Annotated in this window: 12 protein-coding genes; 7 read left to right on the top strand and 5 right to left on the bottom strand. The window is 70.1% G+C overall.

The features are described 5' to 3' along the window. Window positions 1-142: 142 nt before the first annotated feature. The 4 genes from ACQY9S_RS04035 to ACQY9S_RS04050 all read left to right on the top strand — a co-directional run bounded on the left by ACQY9S_RS04035 (window position 143) and on the right by ACQY9S_RS04050 (window position 4,859). Complete coding sequence (locus tag ACQY9S_RS04035; RefSeq protein WP_428423277.1) at window positions 143-925, top strand: SDR family oxidoreductase; 783 nt, start codon at window positions 143-145, stop codon at window positions 923-925. Continuing rightward, the gene (locus ACQY9S_RS04040; RefSeq protein WP_428423278.1) at window positions 909-1,631 is read left to right on the top strand and encodes a YceH family protein; all 723 of its coding nucleotides are present in this window, start codon (window positions 909-911) and stop codon (window positions 1,629-1,631) included. The genes ACQY9S_RS04035 and ACQY9S_RS04040 overlap by 17 nt, the downstream gene beginning before the upstream one ends. Before the next feature lie 137 nt (window positions 1,632-1,768). Then, window positions 1,769-3,634: a DUF1800 domain-containing protein gene (locus tag ACQY9S_RS04045; RefSeq protein ID WP_428423279.1), complete on the top strand. Its 1,866-nt coding sequence runs from the start codon at window positions 1,769-1,771 to the stop codon at window positions 3,632-3,634. A gap of 10 nt (window positions 3,635-3,644) precedes the next feature. Then, window positions 3,645-4,859 (top strand): DUF1501 domain-containing protein, encoded by a 1,215-nt coding sequence (locus tag ACQY9S_RS04050; RefSeq protein WP_428423280.1) that lies wholly within the window; start codon window positions 3,645-3,647, stop codon window positions 4,857-4,859. 127 nt (window positions 4,860-4,986) lie between these two features. Here ACQY9S_RS04050 and ACQY9S_RS04055 read toward each other — a convergent pair whose 3' ends face one another. The 3 genes from ACQY9S_RS04055 to ACQY9S_RS04065 all read right to left on the bottom strand — a co-directional run bounded on the left by ACQY9S_RS04055 (window position 4,987) and on the right by ACQY9S_RS04065 (window position 8,037). Continuing rightward, a complete protein-coding gene (locus ACQY9S_RS04055; RefSeq protein ID WP_428423281.1) occupies window positions 4,987-6,021 on the bottom strand; it encodes a glycosyltransferase family 4 protein in 1,035 nt (344 codons plus the stop codon). After that, window positions 6,018-7,286 (bottom strand): lysophospholipid transporter LplT, encoded by a 1,269-nt coding sequence (gene lplT / locus ACQY9S_RS04060; RefSeq protein WP_428423282.1) that lies wholly within the window; start codon window positions 7,284-7,286, stop codon window positions 6,018-6,020. Before lplT ends, ACQY9S_RS04055 begins: the two co-directional genes overlap by 4 nt. A gap of 121 nt (window positions 7,287-7,407) precedes the next feature. Further along, entirely contained in the window at window positions 7,408-8,037 is a 630-nt protein-coding gene (locus ACQY9S_RS04065; protein ID WP_428423283.1) for a LuxR C-terminal-related transcriptional regulator, read from the bottom strand. Between the two features lie 109 nt (window positions 8,038-8,146). Here ACQY9S_RS04065 and ACQY9S_RS04070 point away from each other — a divergent pair, with 109 nt between their 5' ends. Then, window positions 8,147-8,854, top strand: a complete 708-nt coding sequence (locus tag ACQY9S_RS04070; protein WP_428423284.1) for a CoA transferase subunit A — start codon at window positions 8,147-8,149, stop codon at window positions 8,852-8,854. 83 nt (window positions 8,855-8,937) lie between these two features. Continuing rightward, window positions 8,938-9,576: a CoA transferase subunit B gene (locus ACQY9S_RS04075; protein ID WP_428423285.1), complete on the top strand. Its 639-nt coding sequence runs from the start codon at window positions 8,938-8,940 to the stop codon at window positions 9,574-9,576. Window positions 9,577-9,696: 120 nt separating this feature from the next. On the opposite strand, the gene ACQY9S_RS04080 is transcribed toward ACQY9S_RS04075, so the two are convergent. Together ACQY9S_RS04080 and ACQY9S_RS04085 are read right to left on the bottom strand one after the other, a co-directional pair. Continuing rightward, the gene (locus ACQY9S_RS04080) at window positions 9,697-10,176 is read right to left on the bottom strand and encodes a VOC family protein (RefSeq protein WP_428423286.1); all 480 of its coding nucleotides are present in this window, start codon (window positions 10,174-10,176) and stop codon (window positions 9,697-9,699) included. Window positions 10,177-10,220: 44 nt separating this feature from the next. Next, window positions 10,221-10,796, bottom strand: coding sequence for a YceI family protein (locus ACQY9S_RS04085; protein WP_428423287.1), 576 nt, complete (start codon window positions 10,794-10,796; stop codon window positions 10,221-10,223). Window positions 10,797-11,005: 209 nt separating this feature from the next. Here ACQY9S_RS04085 and ACQY9S_RS04090 point away from each other — a divergent pair, with 209 nt between their 5' ends. Next, entirely contained in the window at window positions 11,006-11,629 is a 624-nt protein-coding gene (locus ACQY9S_RS04090; protein ID WP_428423288.1) for a tRNA-uridine aminocarboxypropyltransferase, read from the top strand. Window positions 11,630-11,743: the final 114 nt, after the last annotated feature.

Genomic DNA, 11,743 nt, shown 5'->3' on the forward strand with positions numbered 1-11,743 from the left:
GGAGTGCGGTGACGGGCCCTGCAGGAGACGCATACGCAGGCGCCGCGCGACCGGATGCGGGGGCGAGTCATGCAAGCGACGGCGCTGCCGCGCGTGCGTGCTATCTTGGCCGGCAGAGAACAGTGCCGAACGGAGATCCACCATGAGCCATACCATCGACTTGTCGGGCCGCGTTGCCCTGGTGACAGGCGCTTCCGGCGGACTGGGCGCCCAGTTCGCGCTGACGTTGGCCGGTGCCGGCGCGGCCGTGGTGCTGGCCGGGCGCCGTGTCGAGCGGCTGAAGACCCTGCGCGCGGAGATCGAGGGCCTGGGCGGCGACGCCCATGTCGTCGGTGTCGACGTGACCGACCGCGACAGCATCTGCTCGGCGGTCGCGCATGCCGAGACCGAATGCGGCGCAATCGACATCCTGGTCAACAATTCCGGCGTCAGCACGACGCAGCGACTGATCGACGTGACGCCCGAGGACTACGACTACGTGATGGACACCAACACGCGCGGCGCCTTCTTCGTCGCGCAGGAGGTCGGCAAGCGCATGATCGCGCGTGCCAAGGGCTCGGCGCCCGGCACCTTCACCGGCGGGCGCATCGTCAACATCGCGTCGGTGGGCGGCCTGAAGGTGCTCGGGCAGATCGGCGTGTACTGCATGAGCAAGGCCGCGGTGGTGCACATGACGCGCGCGATGGCGCTCGAGTGGGGCCGCTTCGGGATCAACGTCAACGCGCTGTGCCCGGGCTACATCGACACCGAGATCAACCGCCACCACTGGGGCACGGAGCAGGGCAGGAAGCTGGTGGAGATGATGCCGCGCAAGCGCATCGGCCGGCCCAAGGACCTGGACACCGCGCTGCTGATGCTGTGTGCCAACGAGAGCCATTTCATCAATGGCGCCGTGCTGCAGGCGGACGATGGCTTCGGGGTCTGAGTCCACCGCGCCGCAGGGCCCGGGCGCCGATGGCCGGCGCCCCGTGCGCGCTGCGCTGCGCGTGCTGTCACTGATCGAGCAGCGGGTGATCGCGGTGCTGGTCGAGAAGCAGCACACGGTGGCCGACAGCTACCCGCTGAGCCTGAACGCGCTGCTGCTGGGCTGCAACCAGAAGACGGCGCGCGAGCCGGTGATGAACGCGACCGAGAGCGAGGTGCTGGCGGCGGTTGACGAGCTCAAGCGCCTGAGCCTGGTGATCGAGGTCAGTGGCAGCCGCGTTGCGCGCTACGAGCACAACCTGCAGCGCGTGCTGGGCGTGCCGAGCCAGTCGGCGGCGATCGTCGCGCTGCTGATGCTGCGCGGGCCGCAGACCGCGGCCGAGCTGCGTGCCAACACCGAGCGGCTGCACCGCTTCGCGGACATCTCGTCGGTGGAGGGCTTCCTCGACGAGCTGGTGCAGCGCGAACCACCGCTGGTCGCGAAGCTGCCGCGCGCACCGGGCTCGCGCGAAGTGCGCTGGGCGCATCTGCTGGGCGGCGCGCCGGAGCCGGCCGGCGCGGCGGCGTCGGCGGCGCCCGAGGACGTCGTGACCCTCGGCGAGATCCATGCGCTGCGGGCGAACCAGCACCGCCTGCAGACCGAGGTGGTGCTGCTGCGCGCGCAGCTGCAGCGGCTCGCCGCGGAGCTTGGCATCGACCTGTCCTGAGGGGGCTGCGGGCGGCATTGCGCCGGGGGCCGGGCAGCTTGCCCGCGCCGCGCCGCGAGCGTGCACTTGCCGGGCTTCGTGGTCGACAATTCCGCACCGTCCCGAGAGGGCGAGACCGGTGCGAACCGACCCTGATCATGTCCACGCGGCGCTTGCAAGTTCGATGGCACATTCTCCTGCGGCACTGCCTGCCCGCCGCCGTGCTGGCCTGCGGCACCGCACTGGCCGCCGCGCCCGGCGCGGGCCCGACGGCCTGGAGCGGTGACCTGCGGCCGATCACCGCGGAGCAGTGGAATGCGCAGCGCGCGGCCCACCTGCTCGAACGGGCCGGCTTCGGGGCCACGCCCGAGGAAATCGCGCGCTTCGCGGCGATGACGCCACAGCAGGCGGTGGCAACACTGGTGCGGCCACAGGCCGTCGACAACAGCCACCTGCCGCCGTTCGATGCGTCGGGCATCCACGAGGCCGGCCTCGAACCCTTTCCCGCGAGCCGGCCGGCAACGACCGAGGCGGCGCAGCAGCACGGTGAAGCACTCGGCGTGGCGGTCAAGCCCGAAGGCAACCGGCGCCTGCAGCCGGTCGTCAACAAGTTCTTCTACTGGCTGCGCGCCAGCCGCCTGGAGACGCACCGCGTCGCCTACTGGTGGGCCAACCGCATGCTGCTCACGCACCGGCCGCTGGAAGAGAAGATGGCGCTGTTCTGGCACGGCCACTTCGCCACCCACGAGGACAAGGTGCGCGACGCGCGCAAGATGCTGCAGCAGCTCGAGCTGTTCGAGGCGCGCGGGCTCGGCAACTTCCGCGACCTGATGATCGGCGTGGCGCAAGGCCCGGCGATGCTGGCCTTCCTCGACGCCGGCGTGAACGTGAAGGGCGCGCCGAACGAGAACTTCGCGCGCGAGATCATGGAGATGTTCACCATGGGGGTGGGCAACTACAGCGAGCGCGACATCCGCGAGGCGGCACGTGCCTTCACCGGCTGGAACTCCCGGGACCTGCGCTTCGTCATCGACGACGCGAAGCACGACGACGGTGAAAAGGAAGTGCTCGGCCGGCGCGGCCGCTTCGATGGCGTGCAAGTGATCGACATCGTCCTCGCCCAGCCGGTGACGGCCGAGTACCTGGCGGGCCGCATCTACCGCTTCATGGCCCGCGACGAGATCACGCCGCAGTTGCGCCGGCAGCTCGGCGCCGTGCTGCGCGACAACCACTACGAGATCGCGCCGCTGCTCGAGACGATCTTCCTGTCGCGCGACTTCTACGGCCCCGACGTGGTGGGCAACCGCATCAAGAGTCCGGTGGAGCTGGTGGTGTCGACCTACCGCAAGCTCGGCCTCACCGAAGTGCCGGGCGTGCCCGACTTCAACGACGTGACGGGTGCGCTCGGCCAGCACCTGCTGTACCCGCCCACCGTCGCGGGCTGGGCCTACGGGCGAAGCTGGATCACGCCCGGGCTGCTGATGGAGCGCGGCAACTTCGCGCGCGACGTGCTGTTCCCCGACTTCACCGCGCTGCCCACCGATCGCTTTCCGACCCTGGCCACCGGCCTGGAGGTCCGCGCGGTGCATGAACGGATCTCGCGCGGGCTCGACATCACCGCCGCGACGGTCCCCGAAGGCAAGGACATGGCAGGCGGCGACGCGATGGCGATGTCGAACCGCATGAGCGACCGCGACGAGGAGTTCAACACCCGCTACGGCAGCTACCGCGGCTGGCAGAAGGCGGTCGAGGTGGTGAAGCCGATTCCGCGAACGATGGCCCGCGTCGACCTGTCCGGCATCGTCGTCGCGAGCGGCGGCCAGACCACGGCCGATGCGGTCGATGTGCTCGCCCGACGCTTCCTGAGCACGCCCGTCAGTGCCTCGCAGCGCAGTGCCTGGACGGATTTCCTGACGCGCGAGCTGGGCACCGACCGGATCGCACGCGCCGCGACCTACATGGAGGACGGCCTGCGCATGCTGCTGCACCTGATGCTCGCCAGCCCCGACTACCAGCTCGGATGAAGGACCTGCAATGACCCCGTCATCTCCCACGCCCGCGCTCACGCGTCGCGCCCTGCTGCGGGCCGGCCTCGGCAGCCTCGCCGTGCCGGCACCGTTCGGCGGGATCGCGCGGGCCGCGGCACCGGCGCGCGACAACCGCATCCTGGTGGTGCTGGAAATGTCGGGCGGCAACGACGGCCTGAACACCGTCGTGCCCTATGCCGACGACACCTACTACCGGCTGCGGCCGACCCTCGGCATCCCGGCCAAGCGGCTGCGGCGGATCGACGACCACCACGGCTTCAACCCCGGCCTGGCGGGCTTCGAGCGCCTCTACAAGGACGGCCGGCTCGCCATCGTGCACGGCTGCGGCTACGACAAGCCGAACTTCTCGCACTTCGCGTCGATGGCCTACTGGCACACCGCCGCGCCCAACAGCGGCGAGGAATACGGCTGGGTCGGCCGCCTGGCCGACGCGATGCGGCCCGACGGCGCCAGCAATTTCATCGTCAACATCGATTCGACGCAGTCGCTCGCGGTGCGCAGCCGGCGCCACACGCCGGTGGTGTTCGACGATCCCGGGAAGTTCGTCCGCGAGGGCTTCTTCGAACAGCGCGGCCTGATCGACCGGGTCGACGACGGCGACGCTGCAGAGAGCGGCAACCGCCGCTACCTGCGCGAGATCGCCCGCGGCGCGCGCGATGCCTCCGAGCTGGTGCGCCAGGCCTGCTCGAAGTACTCGACGCCGGTCGACTACGGCATCCTGCCGGTCGACCTGCCGAAGGTCGCGGCGCTGATCGACGCCGGCCTGCCGACGCGCCTGTACTACGTGGCCTACCGCAACAATGCCTTCGACACCCATGTGCACCAGGCCGACCTGCACCAGCGGCTGCTGACCTACGTGTCCGACGGCGTGCTGGGCTTCATGCGCGACATGGAGCGCATCGGCCGTGCCGACGACGTGGTGCTGATGGCGTTCTCGGAGTTCGGCCGGCGCGTGCCCGAGAACACCAGCCTCGGCACCGACCACGGCACCGCCGGGCCGATGTTCATCGTCGGCAAGCCGGTCAAGGGCGGGCAGTACGGCCAGCCGGTCAGCCTGGCCGAGCGCACGCCCGACGACAACCTGCTGCACACCACCGACTTCCGCCGCGGCTATGCCACCGTGATGAGCGGCTGGCTCGGCAGCCCGGACACGCAGGCCTTGCTGCGTGGGCCGTTCGAGCCCTTCCCCGTGTTCGGGTGAGCGGCACTTCGGTGCCGTATCGACGCCCGGAGCCCCGAGTGCACATCGACCGGCTCGAGGCGATCGGCTGCGCGCCCGACCCGAAGGGCGCCGGGCCGCTGCCTTGGCGCGCCGGCGGGCGCGGTCCTCAGCCGAGGGCCACGGCTGCCGACCCGGCCGTGCCGCCGCGGATCGGTCGCAGCGCCGCGACGAACTGCTGCGTCGCGCGCGCCCACGAATACTGCTCGCCGTGGTGGCGCACCGCGTCGCGCGGAAGCCGCAGCGCGGCCAGGCAGGCCTCGCGCAGGTCGGTGTGCAGCACGCCGCCCGGCGAGTTCCCGACCACATCGATCGGCCCCGGCACCGGGAAGGCGGCGACCGGCGTGCCGCAGGCCATGGCCTCGGCCATCACCAGGCCGAAGGTGTCGGTGAGGCTGGGAAACACCATCACGTCGGCCGTGCGGTAGAGCGTTGCCAGGGCGGGCCCGTCGAGCACGCCGAACCAGCGCACGCCGGGGTAGCGCGACATGAGGCGTGTGCGCTCGGGGCCTTCGCCGGCGATCCATTTTTCGCCCGGCAGGTCGAGTTTGAGGAAGGCGTCGACCTGCTTCTCGATGGCAATGCGGCCGACGTACAGGAACACCGGCCCGGTCGGTCGCGGCAGGCGATCGCCATCGGCGCTGAACAGGCTCAGATCGACACCGCGCGACCACCAGCGCGCATGGTGGAAGCCGCGGGCGCGCAAGTCGTCGACGATGGCCGGCGTCGGTGTCAGCGTGCCCAGCCCGGCGTTGTGGAAGCGCCTGAGCAGCGCGTAGCTCCACGCCGTGGGCAGCCGCGTGCGGGCGTGCAGGTACTCGGGAAAGCGGCTGTGGTACGCGGTGGTGAACGGCCAGCCGCGCGAACGGGCGACCGAGCGCGCCAGCCAGCCGAGCGGCCCCTCGGTGGCGATGTGCAGGCAGTCGGGTGCGAAGTCGTCGATGCGCCGCGCGACGCCGGCGCGCGTGGTCAGCGCCAGCTCGATCTCGGGGTAGCTGGGGCAGGGCATGCTGCGAAAGCCCTGCGGCGACAGCAATGCCACCTCGTGGCCGAGCTTGTGCAGTTCGCGCCGCGTCATCTTGAGCGTGCGCACCACGCCGTTGACCTGCGGCTCCCAGGCGTCGGTGACGATCATCAGTTTCATGCGTTTTCCGGTGTCGCGTTCGGGGGTGGCGCGGCGCGGCGCGTCTGGCGACGGTGCAGCGTGGTGATCGATGCCATCGCCAGCGCCACGAAGGCGCCGAAGGCCCAGATCAGCAGCGGCAGCGGCAGATCGGTCGCGGCGAGTGCGGCATAGAGCGCCAGCAGCGCCAGCACGCCCAGGTTCTCGCTGAAGTTCTGCACCGCGATCGAGCGGCCGGCGCTCAGCAGTGCGTGGCCGCGCTGCTGCAGCAGCGCATTCATCGGCACGACGAAGAAGCCGGCCAGGGCGCCGACCGCCGCCAGCAGCGGCCCGGCCGCGGCGGGCTGGTCGAACACGGTCATCCACGGCACCAGCAGTCCCATCGCGATGCCCAGCGGCAGCACCCGGGTCGCGCATTGCAGCGTCAGCCAGCGCCCGGCCGCGACCGCGCCGGCGATCAGGCCCAGCGCCGTGACCGCCTGCAGTCCCGCCGCCTGGTGCAGGCCGAGCCCGAGCGACTCCTCGGCCCAGCGCAGCACGACGAACTGCAGCGTCGCGCCGACGCCCCAGAACAGCGTGGTCACCGCGAGCGAGACGCGGCCCAGCGGGTCGCTCCACAGCGCGCGGTTGTCGGCGCAGAACTGGCGCAGCAGCCGGCCCGGCGGCACGCTCGGGTAGCGCGCGCCGCTGTCGGGGATGCACAGGTTGAGCAGTGCCGCCAGCGCGAACAGCAGCAAGACCGCCAGCAGCGCCGGCAGCAGCCGCGTGCCGCCGGCGCCGGCCAGTGCCAGCAGCGGCGGTGCCCACTGCGTGGCACTCAGCGCCGGCGGGCTGACCAGCAGGCCACCGAGTGCGGTGCCGAGCAGGATGGCGCCGACCGTGCACGCCTCGATCCAGCCGTTGGCGGCCACCAGCTGCCGGGCCGGCAGCAGTTCCGTGATCAGCCCGTACTTGGCGGGCGCATAGGCCGCCGCGCCGATGCCGGCCAGCGCGAAGGCGAGCAGCGGGTTGCCGCCGGCCAGGATGAAGGCGCAGGCAAGCGCCTTCAGGCCATTGCTGGCGAGCATCACCCGCGCCTTGGGCCAGGCGTCGGCCAGCGCGCCGACGAAGGGGGCGAGCAGCACGAAGGCCAGCGTGAAGCCGAGCTTGAGCAGCGGTGCCCACCATGGCGGCGCGTCCAGCTCGTCCAGGCGGGCGATGGTGACGATCAGCAGTGCGTTGTCGGCGAGCCCCGAGACGAACTGCGCGGCGATGAGGGCGTAGAAGCCGGAGGGCACGGAGCGCACGCGGGCGCCGGCAGACGCCGGCCAGCGGATTGGACGGCGCGCAGGTTGTGCCGGTGTGACGGTTCAGTGACCGGCGTGTGTCGACACCGGGACATCGACGGGTGGGGCCGGCCCCGCGCGCTCAGCCGCGCACCAGCTTGTTCACCAGCTCCGGCGTGCTGCCGGCGCCGTACTTGCGCAGCAGGCGCGCGCGGTAGATGTCGACGGTGCGGTGGCTCACGCCGAGCACCTTGCCGATCTGCTTGCTGGTCTGGCCTTCGATCAGCAGGGCCGCGACTTCCCGCTCGCGGGTGGTGAGTCCGGCGCGGCCGGCCGGTGTGAGCGGCCGCTGCGAGGACAGGTCCTCGAAGCTCCAGATGCCGGCTTCGTGCGGCGTGTCGCGGTTCAGCGCGCGGCCCATCACATGGCACCAGAACAGCTCGCCGCGCGGGTTGCCGGGTTCGCGCTTCATGATGCGGTCGTCGGCGTAGCGGCCCTGGCGGTCGAGCTTGAGCAGGATGCGCGCGCCGGTGCGCTCGAACTCGTCGCGGCTCGGGTAGAGCACTTCGAAGGACTGGCCGATCAGCGCCTCGCGCGGCGTGCGAAAGATCTCGGCGACCACCTGGTTGCAATCGACGATCATGCGGTGGCGCGACAGCACCAGCCCGACCGGTGCCAGCTCGAAGGCGCTGCGGTGGTCGACTGCCGGCTCGTCGGGCGCGGCGCGGCGGTTCGGGATGCGCTTGCGGGGCGCGCGGGCAGGGCTAGTCATTGCTTAGGCGATTCTACGTATGCAGGTACGTAGTACGCTATGCGGCGGTGTCACCCGTGTGAACGGCAGTCTGTGCGACGGCCGGACGGCGCGACGAGGAGCGAGCTTCATGAACAAGGTCTACCCGAGCGCGAAGGCCGCGCTCGACGGCATCGTCAAGGACGGTCAGCTGCTGGCCGTCGGCGGCTTCGGGCTGTGCGGCATCCCCGAGGCGCTGATCGACGCCTTGCGCGACAGCGGCGTCAAGAACCTGACGGTGATCTCGAACAACGCCGGCGTCGACGGCTTCGGCCTCGGCAAGCTGCTCGACACGCGGCAGATCAAGAAGATGATCTCGAGCTACGTCGGCGAGAACAAGGAGTTCGAGCGCCAGTACCTGGCCGGCGAGCTGGAGCTCGAATTCACGCCGCAGGGCACGCTGGCCGAAAAGCTGCGCGCCGGCGGCGCCGGCATCCCGGCCTTCTACACGAAGACCGGCGTCGGCACGCTGGTCGCCGAGGGCAAGGAGACGCGCGAGTTCGACGGCGGGGTCTACGTGATGGAGCGTTCGCTGCTGCCCGAGGTGTCGCTGGTCAAGGCCTGGAAGGCCGACCAGAGCGGCAACCTGCTGTTCCGCCGCACCGCGCGCAACTTCAACCCGGCCGTCGCGATGGCCGGCAAGCTCACGGTCGTCGAGGTCGAGGAGATCGTCGAGACCGGCAGCTTCGATCCGGACGCGGTGCACCTGCCGGGCATCTACGTGCACCGCATCGTGCTCAATGCCACGCCGGAAAAACGCATCGAGAAGCGCACCATCACCGAGAAGGCGGGAGTCTGAGATGAACCACCCCTACGTCGCTACGCTCCTGTCCCCCGAGGGGACGCAAGCCTCCTTCGGGACGGCCCAGCAGGAGGCTTGACATGGCCTGGACCCACGACCAGATGGCGGCGCGTGCCGCCAAGGAATTGCAGGACGGCTACTACGTGAACCTCGGCATCGGCCTGCCCACGCTGGTGGCGAACCACGTGCGCGCCGACATCGAGGTCTGGCTGCAGAGCGAGAACGGCATGCTCGGCATCGGGCCTTTCCCGACCGAGGACGAGGTCGACGCCGACCTGATCAACGCCGGCAAGCAGACGGTGACCACGATCCCGGGCTCGTCGATCTTCGGCTCGCATGACAGCTTCGCGATGATTCGCGGCGGCAAGATCAACCTCAGCATCCTCGGCGCGATGCAGGTCAGCGAACACGGCGACCTGGCCAACTGGATGATCCCCGGCAAGATGGTCAAGGGCATGGGCGGCGCGATGGACCTGGTGGCCGGCGTGGGCCGCGTGATCGTGCTGATGGAGCACGTGGCGACCAAGAAGGACGGCACGACCGACCTGAAGTTGCTGCCGAAGTGCACGCTGCCGCTCACGGGCGTGGGCGTGGTCAACCGCATCATCACCGACCTCGCGGTGATGGACGTGACGCCGCAGGGCCTGAAGCTCGTGGAGCTGGCCGCCGGCGTGACGCGCGAGGAAGTGCAGGCCAAGACGGGCGTGCCGCTGCACTGAGGCCCGCACCACGGCCAACCCGGTGCCGCGACGGCGCTGGTGTTTCGCCACCACCACGCCGCACCACCCGCCGAGGGTGCTGCGGCGTTTGTCGTTCCGGGCCGGACTGACGGCGCCGCGCTAACCGCGCCGCGCGGCCTCGATCGTGGCGATGTCGATCTTGCCCATCGTCATCATCGCCTCGAAGGCCCGCGCAGCGGCCTGGGGGTCGGCGTCAGTGATCGCGTCCGTGAGCGCGCGCGGCGTGATCTGCCACGACAGGCCCCACTTGTCCTTGCACCAGCCGCATTCGCTTTCCTGGCCGCCGTTGCCGACGATCGCATTCCACAGGCGGTCGGTCTCGGCCTGGTCGTCGGTGGCCACCTGGAACGAGAAGGCCTCGCTGTGCTTGAACGTCGGCCCGCCGTTGAGACCGAGGCAGGGGATGCCCAGCACGGTGAACTGGACCGTCAGCACGTCGCCTTTCTTGCCCGAGGGATAGTCGGTCGGCGCGCGCAGGATAGTGCCGACCGCGCTGTCCGGAAAGGTGGCGGCGTAGAAGCGCGCAGCCTCCTCGGCGGTGCCGTCGTACCAGAGGCAGATGGTGTTCTTGGCGAGCATGGGAGTCTCCTTGTTGAGGCGGGTGGGGAGGGCTGTTGTCTGCATCAAGGCTGTGCAATGGCTTCGACCTGGATGCGCAGGTCGACGTTCATCTTGAAACCATAGTCCTTGCCTGCGTCCAGGCCAAATTCGTCGCGGTTGAAGCTGCCGCTGGCGTCGGCGCCGCAGTAGTCGCGCTTGAGCATCGGGTGCTGGGTGCACTTCAGCGAGTGGACCGTGAGCGTCAAGGGGCGCGTCACGCCGTGCAACGTGAGCTCGCCCACGAGCTGCGTCGGCACGCCGTCGACCGGCGACTGCAGAGCGCCCTTGAAGACCGCGCGTGGGTTCTTCTTCACGTCGAAGAAGTCCTTGCCGCGCGCCCAGGTGGCCAGCGCGTCCATGCCGAAGTCGATGCTGGCCAGCTCCGTCACGATCTCGACGCTGCCGGTGCCGGCGGCCTTGTCATACAGCACCTTGCCGCTGCTCTTGTTGAGCTTGCCACGCCACACCGAGATGCCCATGTGGTCGGCCTCGAAGCTCGGGAAGGTGTGCGTCGGGTCGATTGCATAGGCGGTGGGTGCGGCGCTGGCGGCCATTGCCACCAGCAGCAGCGCCGTTGCGGTCAGGCAGGTTTTCTTCATGCGGCTCTCCGAGTTGTTGTCGTTGATGGTGGTACGACGACGGAGGCTACTCAAATTCGACACAAACGCTCGGGCGGGGCGCTGTAACAACGCGTGCAGGAATGGATGATGTTCGGCTGCATCGGGAGCGGCAGCGAGCAACCGCGTGTCCTGACAGACGCGGTGCCGACCAGGACGTATCGCGCGAACAGGCGTGCGACCATGACCGCGTGAACGTTGTTGCTCCACCATCCACTCTCCGCCGCACGGCTTGCCCGCGCTGCCTGCGCCCGCAGGCCACCTGCCTGTGCGCGCTGGTGCGGCCGACCGCCCACCTCACCGAGGTGCTCGTGCTGCAGCACCCGCAGGAACAGCGCCAGGCGAAGAACAGCGTGGCGCTGCTGCGCCTGTCTCTGACGCACTGCGAGGTGGTGGTCGGCGAGCGCTTCGAGCCCGATGCGCTGGCGGCGCTGCTGCACCGCCCAGGGCGCGAGACGCAGCTGCTCTACCCGGACGTGCCCGCCGCGCCCGCGCCGGCTCCGGCAACGACGGTGGGCGCGCCGCTGCGGCTGGTGGTCATCGACGCGACGTGGCGCAAGAGCCTGCGGATGCTTCTGGAGCACCCGGCCCTGGCGGCGCTACCGCGACTTTCGCTGGAGGCTCCGGCGCCAACGCGGTACCGCGCCATCCGCGCGGCGCGGCGCGCCGACCAGGTCTCGACGCTGGAAGCCACCGTGCAGGCGCTGGCGATGCAGGAGGGCCCGTCCTTCGACGCCGCGCCGCTGCTCGATGCTTTCGGCCGCTTCGTCGCTGATGTGGCGGCACGGCAGCGGTATCTAGCTTCCTCGGGCTAAGCGGCACGAATTGCAGCTTCAGACTGGCTGCGGCGACTCGAATTTCGCCGGTCGATTACGGTGGGGACCGGGAGTTGCCTTCATGGCGCGGCACACTGGCCGGCGGCTTCACCT

Source organism: Methylibium sp. (genome assembly GCF_965279545.1).
Classification (GTDB): Bacteria; Pseudomonadota; Gammaproteobacteria; order Burkholderiales; family Burkholderiaceae_C; genus Methylibium.